15 protein-coding genes and 1 pseudogene are annotated in these 17,215 nt (G+C 71.0%); 7 read left to right on the top strand and 9 right to left on the bottom strand.

The window, feature by feature from the left end:
- Positions 1 to 62 precede the first annotated feature (62 nt).
- The 3 genes from ACFYOB_RS25545 to ACFYOB_RS25535 form a co-directional block, all read right to left on the bottom strand.
- On the bottom strand, positions 63 to 1,406 hold the full coding sequence (locus tag ACFYOB_RS25545) for a PP2C family protein-serine/threonine phosphatase (RefSeq protein ID WP_388563130.1): 1,344 nt from the start codon (positions 1,404 to 1,406) through the stop codon (positions 63 to 65).
- A gap of 463 nt (positions 1,407 to 1,869) precedes the next feature.
- Positions 1,870 to 3,006 (bottom strand): NlpC/P60 family protein, encoded by a 1,137-nt coding sequence (locus tag ACFYOB_RS25540; RefSeq protein WP_388563128.1) that lies wholly within the window; start codon positions 3,004 to 3,006, stop codon positions 1,870 to 1,872.
- A gap of 178 nt (positions 3,007 to 3,184) precedes the next feature.
- Positions 3,185 to 4,015, bottom strand: coding sequence for a class I SAM-dependent methyltransferase (locus ACFYOB_RS25535; protein WP_388563126.1), 831 nt, complete (start codon positions 4,013 to 4,015; stop codon positions 3,185 to 3,187).
- A gap of 218 nt (positions 4,016 to 4,233) precedes the next feature.
- On the opposite strand from ACFYOB_RS25535, the gene mshA reads away from it, so the two are divergent.
- Complete coding sequence (gene mshA, locus ACFYOB_RS25530) at positions 4,234 to 5,604, top strand: D-inositol-3-phosphate glycosyltransferase (RefSeq protein WP_388563124.1); 1,371 nt, start codon at positions 4,234 to 4,236, stop codon at positions 5,602 to 5,604.
- Entirely contained in the window at positions 5,597 to 6,118 is a 522-nt protein-coding gene (locus tag ACFYOB_RS25525) for a YbjN domain-containing protein (RefSeq protein WP_388563122.1), read from the top strand. The genes mshA and ACFYOB_RS25525 overlap by 8 nt, the downstream gene beginning before the upstream one ends.
- Before the next feature lie 40 nt (positions 6,119 to 6,158).
- On the opposite strand, the gene ACFYOB_RS25520 is transcribed toward ACFYOB_RS25525, so the two are convergent.
- On the bottom strand, positions 6,159 to 7,478 hold the full coding sequence (locus ACFYOB_RS25520; protein WP_388563120.1) for an MDR family MFS transporter: 1,320 nt from the start codon (positions 7,476 to 7,478) through the stop codon (positions 6,159 to 6,161).
- A gap of 154 nt (positions 7,479 to 7,632) precedes the next feature.
- Between ACFYOB_RS25520 and ACFYOB_RS25515 the strand changes: the two genes are divergently transcribed.
- Positions 7,633 to 8,394 (top strand): phosphoglyceromutase, encoded by a 762-nt coding sequence (locus tag ACFYOB_RS25515; protein ID WP_328926373.1) that lies wholly within the window; start codon positions 7,633 to 7,635, stop codon positions 8,392 to 8,394.
- Between the two features lie 286 nt (positions 8,395 to 8,680).
- Here ACFYOB_RS25515 and ACFYOB_RS25510 read toward each other — a convergent pair whose 3' ends face one another.
- The 3 genes and pseudogenes from ACFYOB_RS25510 to ACFYOB_RS25500 form a co-directional block, all read right to left on the bottom strand.
- A complete protein-coding gene (locus ACFYOB_RS25510; protein ID WP_388563250.1) occupies positions 8,681 to 8,812 on the bottom strand; it encodes a hypothetical protein in 132 nt (43 codons plus the stop codon).
- Positions 8,813 to 8,968: 156 nt separating this feature from the next.
- On the bottom strand, positions 8,969 to 10,507 hold the full coding sequence (locus ACFYOB_RS25505; protein WP_388563118.1) for a PKD domain-containing protein: 1,539 nt from the start codon (positions 10,505 to 10,507) through the stop codon (positions 8,969 to 8,971).
- A gap of 271 nt (positions 10,508 to 10,778) precedes the next feature.
- Positions 10,779 to 10,970, bottom strand: a pseudogene (locus ACFYOB_RS25500) (DUF1062 domain-containing protein); the annotation flags it as partial.
- A gap of 399 nt (positions 10,971 to 11,369) precedes the next feature.
- Between ACFYOB_RS25500 and ACFYOB_RS25495 the strand changes: the two are divergent.
- Entirely contained in the window at positions 11,370 to 12,626 is a 1,257-nt protein-coding gene (locus tag ACFYOB_RS25495; protein ID WP_388563116.1) for a DUF6923 family protein, read from the top strand.
- Positions 12,627 to 12,916: 290 nt separating this feature from the next.
- Complete coding sequence (locus ACFYOB_RS25490) at positions 12,917 to 13,189, top strand: hypothetical protein (protein WP_388563114.1); 273 nt, start codon at positions 12,917 to 12,919, stop codon at positions 13,187 to 13,189.
- 400 nt (positions 13,190 to 13,589) lie between these two features.
- Here the strand turns inward: ACFYOB_RS25490 and phoU are convergent, their stop codons facing one another.
- Positions 13,590 to 14,267 carry a phosphate signaling complex protein PhoU gene (gene phoU / locus ACFYOB_RS25485; RefSeq protein WP_190187206.1) on the bottom strand — a complete coding sequence of 226 codons (678 nt, stop codon included), beginning with the start codon at positions 14,265 to 14,267 and terminating at the stop codon, positions 13,590 to 13,592.
- 216 nt (positions 14,268 to 14,483) lie between these two features.
- Between phoU and ACFYOB_RS25480 the strand changes: the two genes are divergently transcribed.
- Complete coding sequence (locus tag ACFYOB_RS25480) at positions 14,484 to 15,716, top strand: sensor histidine kinase (protein ID WP_388563112.1); 1,233 nt, start codon at positions 14,484 to 14,486, stop codon at positions 15,714 to 15,716.
- Positions 15,713 to 16,393: a response regulator transcription factor gene (locus ACFYOB_RS25475; protein WP_030387286.1), complete on the top strand. Its 681-nt coding sequence runs from the start codon at positions 15,713 to 15,715 to the stop codon at positions 16,391 to 16,393. The genes ACFYOB_RS25480 and ACFYOB_RS25475 overlap by 4 nt, the downstream gene beginning before the upstream one ends.
- Positions 16,394 to 16,502: 109 nt before the next feature.
- On the opposite strand, the gene ACFYOB_RS25470 is transcribed toward ACFYOB_RS25475, so the two are convergent.
- The gene (locus ACFYOB_RS25470) at positions 16,503 to 17,186 is read right to left on the bottom strand and encodes a DUF461 domain-containing protein (RefSeq protein ID WP_388563109.1); all 684 of its coding nucleotides are present in this window, start codon (positions 17,184 to 17,186) and stop codon (positions 16,503 to 16,505) included.
- Positions 17,187 to 17,215 lie beyond the last annotated feature (29 nt).

The raw sequence follows: 17,215 nt of genomic DNA, 5'->3' as shown, positions 1-17,215 counted from the left end.
CGTCGCTCCGGTCGTTGCGCCGGTCGTCACGCCCGCCGCCACGCGTGGCGTCACTCCCGCCGTCAGGACTCGGCGCGGGAGAGCAGGACCACGGCCACGTCGTCGGTGAGCTCGCCCCCGTTGAGGCGGCGCGCCTCGGTGACGGCGGCTTCCAGCAGCCCCTCGCCGCTCAGCCCGCGGTCCAGGTGACGGTTGATCATCTCGACCATGCCGTCCTGCCCGAGGCGCTCCTTGCCCTCGCCGATCCGGCCCTCGATCAGCCCGTCGGTGTAGAGCATGAGGCTCCAGGTGCCGCCGAGCTCGACCTGGCGCCGGGGCCAGCGGGCCTTGGGCAGCAGTCCCAGTGCCGGGCCGCTGTTCTCGTACGGCAGGAGCCGCGCGGGGCGGCCCGGCCTGGATATCAGCGGGGCCGGGTGCCCGGCCAGGCACAGGCCCGCACGGCGGCCGTCGGGCGAGATGTCCACGGTGCACAGCGTCGCGAAGATCTCCTCGCAGGGGCGCTCCACCTCCAGGACCTCCTGGAGCGTGGCCAGCAGGTCGTCGCCGCACAGGCCGGCCAGGGTCAGGGCGCGCCAGGCGATGCGGAGCTCGACGCCGAGGGCGGCTTCGTCGGGGCCGTGGCCGCAGACGTCGCCGATCATGGCGTGGACGGTGCCGTCGGGGGTGCGGACGGTGTCGTAGAAGTCGCCGCCCAGGAGGGCCCGGCTGCGGCCGGGGCGGTAGCGTGCGGCGAAGCGGAGGTCGGAGCCCTCCAGGAGGGGGTTGGGAAGCAGCCCGCGCTCCAGACGGGCGTTCTCCTGGGCGCGCAGTTTCGATTCTGCAAGCTTGTACTGGGCGATGTCCGCCCGTTTTCTCTCCACCGCGTAGCGAATGGCGCGGCTCAGCAGCCTGCCGTCCAGCTCGTCCCGGAAGAGGAAGTCCTGGGCGCCGACGCGGACGGCCTCGGCGGCGCGCTCGGCGTCGTCCCCGGCGGTCAGGACGAGGACGGCGTGGCGCGGGGCGATCCGGAGCACCTGGCGGAGGGCGGCCAGCCGGTCCACGGTGGTGGTGGTCGTGGCGGCGGCCGACGTGGACGGCGACGGCGACGTCGTGCGGGGGCCCGTGTCCGGGAGGGCCAGGTCGAGCAGGATGCAGTGCACGTCGGGCGTGAGCAGCCGTGCGGCCTCGGTGAGGTTGCGGGCGGTGCGGAGCCGGATGCGGTGGCCGTCGGCGTCGAGGATCTCGGGGACGGTGAGGTCGCCCGTCGGGTCGTCTGCGATGACCAGGAGGGTCAGCGAGGTCGTGTGCGGGGTCGGCTGCGCGGTCGCCTCCGCAGTCGCCGTGAGGGGCGGTGCGGCGGTGTGCAGAACGGCCTGACCGCTCTCCGTGGCCGGGGTCTCCCTCTGCCGCGGTACGGGTACGGGCATCGTCTCCGGTTCCTTCCCTCCCCCCGAGGGTGCGCTCGTCCGGCAGACCCTAGCGCTCCAGTGGCGGCGAGCGGAATGCCGTTCTGGGCCAAGGCCACGGTCATATGCCGTTATCACGGGGGAAAATCGGCCTCACTGGATGACAAAGGTCACGCGGGGGCCGTGTACGTCCCGTCCAGCGAGACGTGTCGGCCGCCTGATCGGTTGCCTCCGCCGTCCGGAGCCCTTCCCGCTACGGGGGTGCGCGACGCGGACCGGACCGAAGCCGCGCTTCGAGCACGGCGCGGCCCGCCCGCGCCTCCGCCCCGGGCCCTGCGGTCCCCGCAGGGTCCGGACCTGCGTAATGGCCGGCGCCGGGCCAGGGCAGGCCGGGGCTCCGGGGCTCGTGCGGCCCCGCCAGGGGCGGCCCAGGCCCGGGAGCCGCAGGGGAGTGCCCGCGGCCCCGTGTGCCGGCCCGGCAGGGTTACGCGTCCGGGCGGACGACCGCCTTGATCGGCATGGAGCCCGCGCCCGCCATCGTCACGTTCCGGCCGGGGCGCGGGGCGTGGACCATCGCGCCGTCGCCGACATACATCGCGACGTGGCTCGCGTCGTCGAAGTAGATGATCAGGTCGCCCGGGCGCATGTCCTTGAGCGCGACCTTCGGCAGCAGCCGCAGCTGCTCCTGCGAGGTGCGCGGGATCCCTCTGCCCGCCGCCAGCCAGGCCTGGGAAGTCAGGCCGGAGCAGTCGAACGAGCCAGGACCCGCGGCTCCCCAGACGTACGGCTTGCCGATCTGGGCGGTCGCGAACTGCACCGCCCGCTTCCCGGCCTCGCTCGCCGCGCCGTTGACGTCCTTCATCGCACCCGTCGACAGCCACGCCGTCTGCGCCTTGTACTGCGCTTCCTGCTCCAGCTGGATCAGGCGGGCCTTCTCCTCGGCTTCGAGCTTGTTCTCCAGCTCCTCCGCCGCCTTGATCTTCTCCTCGATCGCTTTCTTCGAGGCCTCCTGCTTCAGCCGATTGGCCTCCAGCGTCGCCCAGTGCGCGCTCGCCTCCTGCGCGTACTGCTTCAAGTCGTTCTGCGTCCGGTCCAGTTCGGTCAGCATGTCCGACGCGGCCTTCTCGCCCTGCTTCAGCCGGCCCGCCCCGTCGAGGAACTTGCCCGGGTCGTCGCTCAGCGCCAGCTTCGCGCCCGCCGGCAGCCCGCCCGAGCGGTACTGGGCGCGCGCGGCCGCGCCCGCACGGCTCTTCAGGGTGGTGATCCGCTCCTGGCCGGCGACGATCAGCTTGGCGATCTCGACGATCTTGTCGGACTGGGCCTTGGCCTCGGCCTCGGCGAGGTTGTAGGCGTCCGTGGCGGCGCCCGCCTGGTGGAAGAGGTCCTCTATCTCCTTGCGGACCTGCTCCAGGGACTTGGCTCCCGGCTCCGGCGCGGGCGCGGGCGCGGCCGGCGTGGCGGGTGCCGCCGGTGCCGGAGCCGGAGCCGCATACGCCATGCCCGTCGCCAGGCCCGGCGCCGTCAGTACCGCCATTGCACACAGCAGCACGAGAGCACTTGCGCCTCGCTGTCGCCTTTCGGCCCCCATGGTCCCCCCAGGCACCCGAGTCAGACCCCGCATCACTGTGCAGGAAATCTGACTATTCGTCAGTAACTTATCGCCGCCTTCGGGATGGTGCCACGAGTCGATGGATTGCAACACCCTCACGGGCGCCCGTCCGATCCCGTCCGCCCCAACGGACCCCATCCCTGACGGCTCAACGGGCGATCCGTATCACCGGTTCCCCACGGCGCCGCTTTCACCCCGTCGGGCGCAACGCCTCCCAGCGCACCGTCAGTTCCCCCTGCCGCCACCGCCCCGGCCCGTCCGCCAGCGGCCAATCCCCGGACAGGGCCCGCGCCGTCCGGATCCAGCGCTGCCGGGCCCCGTACGACGCGTACGGAGCGGCCGCCGCCCACGCCCGGTCGAAGTCGCGCAGGAACGCGTGCACCGGTTCGCCCGGCACATTGCGGTGGATCAGCGCCTTGGGCAGCCGCTCCGCCAGGTCCGAGGGGCGCTCCAGGGAGCCCAGCCGGGTCGCGAAGGTCACCGTGCGCGCCCCCTCCGGCCCGAGCGCGACCCACACGTGCCGCCGCCCGATCTCGTCGCAGGTCCCCTCCACCAGCAGCCCGTCCGGGGCCAGCCGCGCGCACAGCCGCTCCCACACCGCGGCGACCTGCTCCTCGTCGTACTGGCGCAGGACGTTCGCCGCGCGGATCAGCGCCGGCCGCTCCCCGCCGCCCGGCCCGTCCAGCGGCACCTCGAAGCCGCCGTGGCGGAAACTCAGCCCCTCGCGCTCGTACGGCTTCGCCGCCGCGACCCGCGCGGGCTCGATCTCGATGCCGACCACCCGTACCCGCGGCGCCGCCTCGCGCAGCCGCGCCAGCAGCTCGACCGCCGTCCAGGGCGCGGCCCCGTAGCCGAGGTCCACGGCGACCGGCGCCTCTGCGCGGCGCAGCGCCGCCCCGTGCGTGGCGGCGATCCAGCGGTCCATCCGGCGCAACCGGTTCGGGTTCGTCGTCCCGCGCGTCACCGAGCCCACAGGGCGGCCGGGGGCGCGGCTCGGGGTCGGGGTGGTGCGGGAGGCCATGAGCCGAGCGTAAGCGGAGCGCCCTCGCCGGATGAAAACCCGGCCCCTCCCCTGGTCCGTCAAGAAACATCGAGGAAAACCGCCGGACCCCGGAATGCGCGGGGCGGCCGTCCGGGTTGCACTGCTTGCAGGGTGCCGAGTGCGCCCTTGCAGTCATGCCGTCCGTGTGGCCGGTCCGTCCGTCCGAGTGGCCCGTCCGAGCGAGAGGAACTGCTCCCTTGAGCCAGTACGTGTCCCGCATCAGCGGCCGTCTCGCCGCCGCCCGCGCGACCCGCCACGAACCGCCGCGGCTGCGGTTGCCGGCCGTGGGCCACCACCGCAAGCCCCGCCGGGTGGCCATGCTCAGCGTGCACACCTCACCGCTGCACCAGCCCGGCACCGGCGACGCGGGCGGCATGAACGTCTACATCGTGGAGCTGGCCAAGCGCCTCGCCGCGATCAACATCGAGGTCGAGATCTTCACCCGGGCCACCGAGGGCGGCCTGGCGCCCGTGGTCGAGCTGGCCCCCGGGGTCCTGGTACGGCACGTGGACGCGGGCCCGTACGAAGGCCTCGCCAAGGAGGAGCTCCCGGCCCAGCTGTGCGCCTTCACCCACGGCGTGATGCAGGCCTGGGCCGGCCACCGCCCCGGCTACTACGACCTCGTCCACTCCCACTACTGGCTCTCCGGCCACGTCGGCTGGCTCGCCGCCGAGCGCTGGGGCGTACCTCTCGTGCACGCCATGCACACCATGGCCAAGGTCAAGAACGCCGCGCTGGCCGAGGGCGACACGCCCGAGCCCGCCGCCCGCGTCATCGGCGAGACCCAGATCGTGGCCGCCGCGGACCGGCTCATCGCCAACACCGCCGAGGAAGCCGACGAACTCGTCCGGTACTACGAGGCCGACTCCGGCAAGGTCGCCGTCGTCCACCCCGGCGTGAACCTCGACCGCTTCACCGTCGGGGACGGCCGGGCCGCCGCCCGCGCCCGCCTGGGCCTGCCGCAGGACGCCGTCATCCCGCTCTTCGCCGGCCGGATCCAGCCCCTCAAGGCCCCCGACATCCTGCTGCGCGCCGTCGCCGAGATGGTCGACCGCGACCCCTCTATGCGCGGCCGCCTGTTCGTCCCCGTCGTCGGCGGGCCCAGCGGCAGCGGCCTCGCCAAGCCGGAGGGCCTGCAGAAGCTCGCCGCGAAGCTGGGCATCGCCGATCTCGTGCACTTCCACCCGCCGGTCGCGCAGGACGGGCTCGCCGACTGGTTCCGCGCGGCGTCCGTGCTGGTCATGCCCTCGTACAGCGAGTCCTTCGGGCTCGTCGCCATAGAGGCGCAGGCCAGCGGTACGCCGGTGCTCGCCGCCGAGGTCGGCGGACTGCCCGTCGCCGTCGACGACGGGGTCACCGGCATCCTCGTACCGGGCCACGACCCCGTGGACTACGCACGGGAGCTGCGCCGCTTCGTCGACGAGCCCGCGCTCGCCGACCGGATGGGTGCCGAGGCCGCGCGGCACGCGCAGTTCTTCGGCTGGGACACCGCCGCGAGCGGCACGGCCGACGTGTACACCGCAGCCATGCATGATCACCGCCGTCGCGTACGCTCCCACCATGGCTGACACCGCCGATACTGCCGAAACCTCTGATTCCGCCGATATCGCCGCGATCATCGAGAGCGCCCTGACCGGCGCGGAGCTGAGCTGGGAGAGCCCCGAGCCGGGCTCGTACGTGGTCCAGCTCCCCGGCACCCGCAAACTGAGCACCACCTGCTCGCTCCGGGTCGGCCGGCACTCGCTGTCGGTCAACGCCTTCGTGATCCGCCACCCGGACGAGAACGAGGCGGGTGTCCACCGCTGGCTGCTGGAGCGCAACCTCAAGCTGTACGGGATGAGCTACGCGGTCGACCGCCTCGGTGACATCTACCTGACGGCCAGGCTCCCGCTGTCCGTGGTCACCCCGGACGACCTGGACCGCCTGCTCGGCACGGTCCTGGAGGCTGCGGACGGCGCCTTCAACACCCTGCTGGAACTCGGCTTCGCGAGCGCGATCCGCCGGGAGTACGAGTGGCGCGTGTCCCGTGGCGAACCGACGTACAACCTCGACGCGTTCAAGCACCTCACGCAGCCGTCCTGACCCGTTCTGACCCATCCGGACCCCAGGCCGCAGCCGGGCCCTACGCCTCGGCGGCGGCCGGCAGCGGCGCGGACGCGGGCGCGGCGGCGCCGGTGGGATCAGCCCCGGCGCCGGCCGCGGCCCCGCCTTCGGCTCCGGTGTCCGTACCAGCGTCACCTTCGGGGAGCCCCCGCATCAGCAGCCAGTACCCGAGCCCCGCGACCGTCCCCAGGACCGCGGTCGTCCCCCACAGCCAGCCCGCCCCGAACCGGTCGATCACGAAGCCCGCCAGCAGTGGCGCGATCAGCGAGGCCACCGCCCAGGACAGCGTGTACATCCCCTGGTAGCGGCCGCGCCCGTGCAGCGGGGAGAGCCGCGCGACCAGGCCCATCTGGGTCGGCGAGTTGATGATCTCGGCCAGCGTCCACACGCAGACGGTCAGCGCGATCACGCCGAGCGAGCCGCCGAAGGCCGTGAGCCCGAAGCCGTACCCCGCCAGCAGCGCCGAGACCACCAGCAGCTTCTGCGGGTCGCGGTGCTCGATGAACCGTGTGACCGGGATCTGCAGCAGCACGATCAGCACGCCGTTCACGGCGATCGCCATGCCGTAGTCGCCCGTGCTGAAGCCCGCCTGCCCCATCGCCAGCGGCAGCCCGAACGACCCCTGCATGAAGATCAGCGAGATCAGGAACGACAGCCCGACCACGCCCATGTAGCGCCCGTCGCGCAGCACCGTCCCGAGCCCGATCTCCGCCTCGGCAGCCTCCGTGGCCGCGTCGCCCTTCTCCGGCCGCGACTCGGGCAGCTTCACGTACACGAGGACCGCGCAGAGCAGCGTCAGAGCCGCCTCGCCCAGGAACCCGGCCAGGTAGCTGTACTCGGCCACGAAGCCGGCGACGGTCGCGGAGACGGCGAAGCCGAGGTTGATCGCCCAGTAGTTGAGCGCGAAGGCCCGTACCCGGTCCTCGGGGCGCACGATGTCGGCCATCATCGCCTGCACGGCCGGGCGGGAGGCGTTCGAGGTCATGCCGACCAGCAGTGCGACGGCCGCGATCGACGCCGGGTGCTGCATGAAGCCCAGCAGTGCGACGGAGAAGGCGGTCGAGGCCTGAGCGGCCATCAGCGTGGGCCGCCGGCCGAGCCGGTCGGTCATCACTCCCGCGACGAGCGAGGAGATCACACCGCCGAGCCCGTGCAGGGCGACCACGAGTCCCGCGAAGGAGGCCGAGTAGCCCCGGTCCACCGTCAGGTACAGGGTCATGAAGGTGGCGACGAAGGCCCCGAGCCGGTTCACCAGGGTGCTCACCCACAGCCACCAGAACGCAGCGGGCAGACCCGACACGCTTTCCCGGGCGGCCTGTCTCAAACTGGCAGCGGACATAAGGAATCCCCCCGGGTGATGTAAGCGTCTCATCGGCTCCTGGCACATTACGAGTGACTGTCATCGCGGCGCCACTGGATTGACGCCCGGCGTCAATCGGGCGGGCGTGGACACCGCGCGCGAGCGGCCCGGCACGTCCATTAGGCTCGTACGCATGGCCGACGCACCGTACAAGCTGATCCTCCTCCGTCACGGCGAGAGCGAGTGGAACGCGAAGAACCTGTTCACCGGCTGGGTGGACGTCAATCTCAACGAGAAGGGCGAAAAGGAGGCGGTCCGTGGCGGTGAGCTGCTCAAGGACGCCGGCCTGCTCCCCGACGTCGTGCACACCTCGCTCCAGAAGCGCGCGATCCGCACCGCGCAGCTGGCGCTCGAGGCCGCCGACCGTCACTGGATCCCGGTCCACCGCTCCTGGCGCCTGAACGAGCGCCACTACGGCGCCCTCCAGGGCAAGGACAAGGCCCAGACCCTCGCCGAGTTCGGCGAGGAGCAGTTCATGCTGTGGCGCCGCTCGTACGACACCCCGCCGCCGGCCCTTGAGGACGGTACGGAGTTCTCGCAGTCCGAGGACCCGCGCTACGCCTCGATCCCGCCGGAGCTGCGCCCGCGCACCGAGTGCCTCAAGGACGTCGTCGTCCGCATGCTCCCGTACTGGTACGACTCGATCGTCCCGGACCTGCTGGACGGTCACACGGTGCTGGTCGCCGCGCACGGCAACTCCCTGCGCGCGCTGGTCAAGCACCTGGACGGCGTCTCCGACGCGGACATCGCGGGCCTGAACATCCCGACCGGCATCCCGCTCTCCTACGAGCTGGACGCCGACTTCAAGCCCCTCAACCCGGGCGGCACCTACCTCGACCCGGCCGCGGCCGCGGCCGCCATCGAGGCCGTCAAGAATCAGGGCAAGAAGAAGTAGATTCGGTGATCATGCCCCTGAGCTGCGCTTACGGCGCGACTCAGGGGCATTGTCATGCCGTGGAACCTCTCTGGAACCAGAGTCTTGATGCAGCTCGCCGCGCTCGCGCGCGACGGCGTCCGGGAGCTCCCGCCCGCCGCGTGCTTCCGGGGCGACTCGGACCTGGCGTGCCCGACGGGTCGGCACAGTCCCTGCGACTCTCCCGGCTACGCTCGCGCGGGAGCGCCCCGCGGAGCGTGGCTGCGGGGCGCCTTGCGGGGCTCAGTCGATCTGCTGCCCGTTGCACTCAGAAGGCGTGACGGTGGATGGGGCGCCCTGTGCGGTGGCGGTGACGGCGGTGGTGGGCGGCGCCCGTGAGGCCGAGTCCGGCGAGGGCTGCCGTGGCGATGGCGGCGGCGAGGATTCGTCTGATGCGCATTCGGTTCCCCTTTCACGGATTGCCTCGGTTGGGGCACTAGCCAGCGCCTCACCCATGTGGGTGGCACATCCTGTTGGGCCATTCGGTTGACAGTGCTGTTGGCGTCCCGGGAACGGCCGACGGGCCGGCCCCGGGACGCCTCGAAGCACTCTTTGGCTACTCGTTGTCGTAGTAGCCGAAGATGTCGACGACCAGGTCGGCGGCGTCCCAGCCCTGGTTCCAGAGGTCGACGATGCCGTAGTCGCCGGCGCTCGTCTGAACCAGGTTGGCGACGGTCTTGCCCGCCGTCCAGTTCAGGGTGGAGGACACCGGACGCTCCGGAGTGACGGCGGTTCCGTGGGCGTAGTCGATGCTGGAGTTGGGGTCCGGTGCCACCGAGAGGAAGCCCGTGCCGCGCGTGTTGGTGACCGTGGTGTTCAGCACCCAGGCCTCCTGCTCCAGCGAGAAACCCTGCCGGATGTACCCGCGCGTGGGCCACGGCCCGTTGGGCCAGCTCCGCGTGTCGATCGTCCGGACGGGCGTGACCGGCACGTAGGCGGCACCGCCGCTCGCGGTGCTGTACGTGCCGACCAGGTCCACGATGACGTCGGACGGGGCCCAGGCGCCGTTGCGGACGGTGATCTCGCCGTCCTTGCCGACCGGCACGATCACCGAGTTGGCCACCGTCTGCCCGGCGGTGAAGTTCACGTTTGACGTGCTCGGCGCCGCCTGCCCGGCCGGGTGGACGGTCAGGTGACCGGCCTCCCGCGGGTTGGTGACCGTCACGTTCAGCGCGACGGCGGTGGCGCCCGGTTGGGCCACCTTGACGGTGAAGGACCCCTGGCCGGCGACCGGACCGCGCTGCGTGCCGGTCCCGTAGCGGGTGTCGACGACCCGGGCCGGCGCTTGCGGGGCGTACCCGCTGGCTTCCTGCCGGCCGAAGTAGCCGGTGACGTCCGCGATCAGATCGACCGCCTCCCAGCCGCCGTTGTACAGCTCGACGTAGCCGTCATCGGCGACCTTCGCGATCACCAGGTTCGGAACGGTCTGACCGGCCTCGAAGTTGATGTTCGATGCGGTCGGCCGCGTGTCACCGGAGGCGAAGACGCTGACGTGCCCGCCGCTGGTGGTGTTGGCGGCGGTCACGTTGAGCGCGACGGCGGTGACCCCGGCGGGGATGCCGCCGTTCCCCGCGACCTTCAGGCGGATCGAGGAGTACCCCTGGACCTTGCCCTTGACGGCGCCCGTGCCGCTGCGGGTGTCCAGCAGGCGGGTGGGACCGTACGGGGTGAACTCCGAGCCCAGCGTCTTGACCCGGACCTCCTTGGTGTCCTGCGTCCCGAGTACCGGATCGACGACAGTGGCCTTGATCGTGTACTCGCCGAGCTTCTTGTAGGTGTGCTTGGTCCGCGTCTCCCAAGCACCGGAGGCCGTCACAGTGTCCGTGGTCCCGTCACCCCAGTCGATGGTGGTGTCCAGCGGCGGGGCAGTCCTGTTGAGCGAAGTCGTCAGCTCGAAGCCGTGCGCCGACGACATCCGGGCGCTCAGAAAGATACTCAGCTGCGCGCTGCCGGTGGCGGTGCTGGTGAAGGTTCCGAACCCTGCCGCCACACCCTCTGTCGGGTCGAAGGCAGGTGCTCCCGCCGCCTGCGCGGCGGGCTTGACCGGATCAGCGGCCTGAGCCGTGCCGGGTATGAAACCGATGCTTGCCGCCACGATGGCGGCAGCGGACATTACGAGTCGGCGATTGCGCACCGAGCCCCCCGTTTTTCAGCTTTTGAACGCGCTCAACATGAGCTCGCGCACAGCCTACATAGCGGCGCGCGGGTGATCACCCGCGCTTGGCCTGCGCGGCTCGCCGACCAGGGCTGAGAAGCGGGCCCGCCAGGCCCCGGGCAAGAAGCGGCAAGAAGCGCGATCATGCCCCTGACCTGCATACATGGTGCAGGTCAGGGGCTTTCGTCTGCTGCGGGCCCACTGTGTGCCCTCAGCGCTTGAGCGTGAAGGTGAAGTCACCCGAGAGCTTGCCGCTCAGGCGGACTGCCGACACGAGGTTCCCCTCGGCGGGCAGCCTCTCGACCTCGGCTCGCGAAAAGCCGAGACCTTCTGCGATCAGTCGCACCGGCCGCACGGGTATCCGCGCCGCGAAGCGGACCGAGACCTCGATCGCCTCACCCTCCGGCTGATGCGGCTGATGAGATTTCGGACGCGGAAATACACCGGTTCCAGTGAGAAGACCGCAGCGAAAAGGAGCGCGGCGCACATGTGCGACGCGCGACGGATCAGCGCTCGGGGGGTCTCACGATGCCTGCGGTGGGCGCCCGCACCACCCCCGACCCACCGGACGTGCCCTCGCGGTGTCATGCCAACAGCATCACCAGGCCTACGTTCTGATGAACTGAAAGAAATAGCCCGTGCGTTGTCCTGATGCATTGGGGCGAACTCATTCCCGAAGCAGGAGCCGTTATGTCTGATTCGACACTCTTTGTGTTCATCTATGTCCGTCACATCCGGCACACACTGAGGGGGCCTCCCTCACGGGGCCCTGTCTGCGTTGAGCAGTGAAAGGTGCATGTTCGTGATTCGAGGAACAAACGGACGGAACCACGGAAAGCGGCGGCTGCGCGCGCTTTCGGCGCTGGGCGCGGTGGGTATCGTCGCCGGGCTCGCTTCCAGCCTCCCGGCGTCACCGGCCGGTGCCGTCCCGGCCCCTGCGGCGGCTGTCGCGCAGCAGAGCCCCCATGGGGACGGAGTTGCGTGCGACGGGCAGGTCTACGTCTCGTTCGGTGACCCGGACCAGCTCTACACCGCCAACAGAGGACCCGGAACGGTCCAGTTCGCGCCGCTCGGCGACCCGACGCCGTTCCTCTACAACGCCATCGGCGTGAACCCGCACGACCGCTTCCTCTACGGGACCACGTTCGGCACCGGGAACAACGAGCTGGTCCGCTTCGACGGCAATGGAGACTTCACCAACCTCGGTGCCATCGACGGTCTGCCGTCCGCCGTCTACATCTCGGGCACGTTCGACGACGAGGGCAACTACTACGTCCTGGCCGACGACACGGGGCAGATCTATCAGATCGACGTCACCTCCCGCTCGGTCACGCGCGTCATCAACGTCCCGGAGCTGGCAGACCCGGAACTCGACGTCTTCGACATCGCGTTCCGTGACGGATTCCTGTGGGGCTCGACCGACGACGGTGCCATCACGCGGATCGACATCGCCAATGAGAGCGTGGACTTCTTCCCGGGCGTTCTTCCGGGGGGCGAGGACTTCGGCGGCGTCTTCACGTACGGCAACGGCGATCTCGGATTCTTCCGCAATTCCGGACAGCTCATCCGGGTGCACGTGAAGAACGCGACCGGTTCCAACCCCTGGTTCACCGTGCTGTCGACGCAGACCACCACCCCGGCGACGAACCTCGACGCCACCTCGTGCTTCCTCGACTCGTACGCCGACCTGGCGGTGCACAAGCACGGCCCCAAGAGGGTCGAGGCGGGCAGCGAAGTCAGCTACCGCATCACCGTGAAGAACGTGGGGAAGCGCGGCTCCTCCGGCTGGTCGCTGATCGACGACCTCCCGGCGAGGCTCCTGTCGCCCACCACGCCGACCGAAGGGTGCGAGATCACCGACGGCGTCCTCTCCTGCACGGGTGGGCCGCTGGCGGAGGGCGACCGCGTGGAGATCGAAGTGACCGGCACCGCGGCCAACGTTCTGGAGCCCACCAAGGTGAAGAACACCGCCAGGGTGTTCGGCGATGACGCGGACCCGCACAAGGACAACAACACGAGCACCGCGTACACCCACATCAAGCCGAGCGACAACAACTAGCCGGCAGCCCGTGCCCGGGAAGTAACCCTCACGTACGAAACAGCCCCCTACCCGCGGTTCCCGCCGGCAGGGGGCTTTTCGTCGGGGCGGCCGGGGTCGTCCAGGACCACGCCATCCCGTCAAGTCACGGTTTTTCAGGGCATGAAGTGAATGCCGCCGTCGTGCCTGCTGAAGGGGCGAAGATCCGGTGGCTTCTCCCGCCGGCCGTAGACCGTCAAGGAGCAGTCACGTCCTACGACCTTCATATCCCGGCCGCCGCCCGGTCCAGGCGGCGGCTTTCGCGCTTCGGGATGGCCCTCACCTCGGCCGCCTTCGTCTCCGGAGCCGTCGCCCTGCCGGCGTCCGCGGCGACCACGCCCGAGTCCCAGCCCTCGACCGTGAGCCTGCGCTCCGACGACAACCCCAACCGCGAGCCCGGCGCCTACGGGCCGAATACGTGCAATCCGGGCTACGTCTGGCGTGACAGTTATGACGGCGACGCCCTGTGCGTCACGCCGGCAGAACGGGCGAAGGGCCAGCTGATCGACAACGGCCCGCACCTCATCGGTATACCGGGCAAGTAGTCCCTCCCCACGGCGGGGGGTGAAGCGCCCCGTGCACGAAGAGGGCCCCGGCCGAGGACATCGGACGGGGCCCTTCGCGTGCGTCGAGCCGGAGCGGGCGGGTTCAGCCGCCGCACTGGCAGGGGGCGCCGGACTGGCAGCCGCAGCCGCAGCCCGAGCCGCAGCCACAGGCTGCGAGCAGCGGGAGGCGCAATGGTTCCGGCCTCGTCGGCTGCTCCTGCTCCGGGGTGATGGGTACGGGGGAATCGGGCATGGTTCCTCCTCGTGGGCGGCGTACGGGACTTCGCACGATGGACCGCCTCGCCTCATTCATGCCCAGCCACACCGGCGCGTCAACGGCGCACTGGGGCTCGTCGACCCGAAACGGGCCCGGGCGCGCCCGGGCCCGTGCCCCGTACGGTCAGACGCCCTCGACCTGGGTCGGCGGCTGCAGCTCGTCCGCGTGCTCGCCCGTCACCAGGTAGACCACGCGCTTGGCCACCGACACCGCGTGGTCGGCGAAGCGCTCGTAGTAGCGGCCCAGCAGCGTCACGTCCACCGCCGTCTCGATGCCGTGCTTCCAGCGGTCGTCCATCAGGTGCTGGAACAGCGTGCGGTGCAGCTGGTCCATCTCGTCGTCGTCCTGCTCCAGCTGGAGGGCGAGGTCGACGTCCTTGGTGATGATGACCTCGGCGGCCTTCGCCATCAGCCGCTGCGCCAGCTGTCCCATCTCCAGGATGGTGGCGTGCAGGTCCCGCGGCACGGCGGTGTCCGGGAAGCGCAGCCGGGCGAGCTTGGCCACGTGCTGGGCCAGGTCGCCGCTGCGCTCCAGGTCGGCGCTCATCCGCAGCGAGGTCACGACGATGCGCAGGTCGGTGGCGACCGGCTGCTGCCGGGCCAGCAGCGCGATGGCGCGGGCCTCCAGGTCGTGCTGCAGGTCGTCGACCTTCTGGTCGGCGGCGATGACGCTCTCGGCGAGCTTCAGGTCGGCGTCGAGCATGGACGTCGTGGCCCGCCCGATCGCGGAACCGACGAGCCGGGCCATCTCGACCAGGCTTTCTCCGATCGAGTCCAGTTCCTCGTGGTACGCGTCGCGCATGTCTCGTGTCCCTCTCTCGACCTACTACTGCGGTACTGCCCGGGGCGGGCCGGGGCGGCCTTGTGCCCCACGTTGACACGGTGGGCCGCGAACGCGTCCGACTTCGGCACCACAAGTGAATCAACCCCGTCGCCACGGTGAACTCTGGGCGACGACTGTTCGAGGTGCCACCCGAACGGCTGTGGAAGTGTCGTCGCGCCTGCTTAACCTGGATCCATGGACGTGAACGCGGCGGTCGCCGCAGCTGCAGCGATCGCCGGTCTTTGCACCGGTGTAATCGCCATGCTGGCGTTCCGCTGGAGCGAGCGCGACCAGGCCCGCCCCACCCGGAGCTCCATGCGCCCCGACATCAACGCGGTGCTCCCGCCCGGCGTGGACACCGTCCTGTCGGTGCTCCGCTCCTCCGCCGTCGTACTGGACGAGGGCGACGCGGTGGTCAAGGCCAGCTCGGCGGCGTACGCCCTCGGGCTGGTGCGCGGCGGGAAACTCGCCGTGGAACCCATGCTCCACATGGCCCGTGACACCCGCCGCGACGGGGAGATACGCCAGGTCGAGCTGGACCTCCCCCGGCGCGGTACCGGCCGGGGCGAGGCCCTCGCCGTCTCGGCGCGCGTCGCCCCGCTCGGCTCCCGCCTCGTGCTCCTCCTGGTCGAGGACCTCACCGAGGCCCGCCGCATCGAGGCCGTACGCCGCGACTTCGTCGCCAACGTGTCGCACGAGCTGAAAACGCCGGTCGGCGCGATCTCCCTGCTGTCCGAGGCCGTCATGGACGCGTCGGACGACCCCGAAGCGGTCAGCCGTTTCGCGGGCCGCATGCAGATCGAGGCCACCCGGCTGATCAACCTCGTGCAGGAGCTCATCGACCTCTCCCGGGTACAGAACGACGACCCGCTGGAGGACGCCGAGCCCGTCCGCGTGGACACGCTGGTGGCCGAGGCGATCGACCGGTGCCGCCACACGGCGTCCTCCAAGCAGATCACGATGGCCGCGGGCGGCACCGCCGACCTGCGCGTCTGGGGCAACCGCGGACAGCTCGCCGCAGCCCTCGGAAATCTGGTCGAGAACGCCGTCAACTACAGCCCCGCCCGCACCCGCGTCGGCATCGCCGGGCGCAGGGTGGCGGCACCTGGTGGAGACTTGATCGAGATCGCCGTGACCGACCAGGGCATCGGCATCCCGGAAAAGGACCGCGAGCGCATCTTCGAGCGCTTCTACCGCGTGGACCCGGCCCGCTCCCGTGCCACGGGAGGAACGGGCCTCGGCCTTGCGATCGTGAAGCACGTGGCTGCTTCGCACGGCGGGGAGGTGTCGGTGTGGAGCTCGGAGGGCCAGGGCTCCACGTTCACGCTGCGACTCCCCGAAGCGGCCGCGCCGGCCCCGGCGTCGGCCTCCGCACCGCCCCTGCCTGAATCAGCAACAGCCATCCCCTCCCCGGAGGTCCTTCCGTGACCCGAGTGCTCGTCGTCGAGGATGAGGAATCCTTCAGCGACGCCCTGTCCTACATGCTCCGCAAGGAGGGCTTCGAGGTCGCGATCGCCGCGACCGGGCCCGACGGGCTCGACGAGTTCGAGCGCAACGGCGCCGACCTCGTCCTCCTCGACCTGATGCTCCCCGGGCTGCCCGGCACGGAGGTGTGCCGGCAGCTGCGCGGCCGCTCCAACGTCCCCGTGATCATGGTGACGGCCAAGGACAGCGAGATCGACAAGGTCGTCGGGCTGGAGATAGGAGCCGACGACTACGTCACCAAGCCCTTCTCCTCGCGGGAGCTGGTCGCCCGCATCCGCGCGGTCCTGCGCCGCCGCGGCGAGCCGGAGGAGGTCACCCCGGCGGCCCTGGAGGCCGGCCCCGTACGCATGGACGTCGACCGCCACGTGGTCACCGTCGCCGGCGGGAAGGTGGACCTCCCGCTGAAGGAGTTCGACCTGCTGGAGATGCTGCTGCGCAACGCGGGCCGCGTGCTGACCCGCATGCAGCTGATCGACCGGGTCTGGGGCGCCGACTACGTCGGTGACACCAAGACCCTCGACGTCCACGTCAAGCGCCTGCGCGCGAAGATCGAGCCGGACCCGGGCGCTCCGCGCTACCTGGTCACGGTGCGTGGCCTCGGCTACAAGTTCGAGCCGTAGGCCGAGCCGTAAGGCCGTACTGCGCTGCAGCCGTGAACGCGGGAAGGGCCCCGGTCGCCGATGCGACCGGGGCCCTTCCCGTGTGCGTACGCGTACGCCGCTACGTGACTCAGTGGCCCGCGCTGTGCGAGGCGGCACCCGACGGCGTGCCGGCGGCGCTGCCCGAGGGCGATCCGGACGGGCTGCCCGAGGCGGCACCGGTGGCGGCACCCGAGGGGCTGCCGGACGGGCTGCCCGAGGGGCTGCCCGACGGGGTGGAGCCGGCGGCCGGGGCCGGGGCCGCGGTGGGGCCGTAGGGCGCGTAGTAGCCGGTGGCCGGGACCACGAAGGCCTCCAGCGCGACGTCGCCGGTGGTGCTCAGCTGGAAGACGACACCCTGCACGTCGCCGTCCTTGGCGGCCTCGGAGCCGCCCTCGATGACGGCGGAGGCGTTGCCCTTGCCGCCCAGCACCACGGAGCCGCCGGCCGGCACGGTGACCTTGCCGGTGCCCTCGGCCGGCTTCAGCACGACCTTGCCCTTACCACCCGCGAGGGTGATGCCGTCGAGGGTCTGCGCCTTGGTGCCCGAGTTGAAGAGCGTCGCCGATACGGCCGCGGGGCCCTTCTTGTCCTTCGCGCCCTGGCTGATCACCAGCGCGTTCTGGACCTTGATCTCGCCCTTGGTGACGGCGGCGTTGTCCGGCTTGATCTGGAGGGTCTGCGCGTCGTTGCCCGCACCGCATGCGGCCAGCGAGGCGATCGAGAACACGACGGCAGTGGCGGCGAGGGCGCCGCGTCGAAGGCTGCGGCTCACGGCGGCGGCAACTCCTTGGACGAACGGAA

Source organism: Streptomyces sp. NPDC006463 (genome assembly GCF_042870715.1).
GTDB lineage: Bacteria > Actinomycetota > Actinomycetes > Streptomycetales > Streptomycetaceae > Streptomyces.
This window is presented reverse-complemented; position numbering and strand designations above follow the sequence as displayed.

What these genes read in the sequence shown, in the direction of transcription:
- ACFYOB_RS25480 (WP_388563112.1), top strand. Translation starts at nt 14,484, where the DNA reads ATGGACGTGAACGCGGCGGTCGCCGCAGCTGCAGCGATCGCCGGTCTT.
- ACFYOB_RS25545 (WP_388563130.1), bottom strand. Translation starts at nt 1,406, where the DNA reads ATGCCCGTACCCGTACCGCGGCAGAGGGAGACCCCGGCCACGGAGAGC.
- ACFYOB_RS25510 (WP_388563250.1), bottom strand. Translation starts at nt 8,812, where the DNA reads ATGCGCATCAGACGAATCCTCGCCGCCGCCATCGCCACGGCAGCCCTC.
- ACFYOB_RS25520 (WP_388563120.1), bottom strand. Translation starts at nt 7,478, where the DNA reads ATGTCCGCTGCCAGTTTGAGACAGGCCGCCCGGGAAAGCGTGTCGGGT.
- ACFYOB_RS25490 (WP_388563114.1), top strand. Translation starts at nt 12,917, where the DNA reads ATGGCCCTCACCTCGGCCGCCTTCGTCTCCGGAGCCGTCGCCCTGCCG.
- ACFYOB_RS25515 (WP_328926373.1), top strand. Translation starts at nt 7,633, where the DNA reads ATGGCCGACGCACCGTACAAGCTGATCCTCCTCCGTCACGGCGAGAGC.
- ACFYOB_RS25540 (WP_388563128.1), bottom strand. Translation starts at nt 3,006, where the DNA reads ATGCGGGGTCTGACTCGGGTGCCTGGGGGGACCATGGGGGCCGAAAGG.
- ACFYOB_RS25525 (WP_388563122.1), top strand. Translation starts at nt 5,597, where the DNA reads ATGGCTGACACCGCCGATACTGCCGAAACCTCTGATTCCGCCGATATC.
- phoU (WP_190187206.1), bottom strand. Translation starts at nt 14,267, where the DNA reads ATGCGCGACGCGTACCACGAGGAACTGGACTCGATCGGAGAAAGCCTG.
- ACFYOB_RS25535 (WP_388563126.1), bottom strand. Translation starts at nt 4,015, where the DNA reads ATGGCCTCCCGCACCACCCCGACCCCGAGCCGCGCCCCCGGCCGCCCT.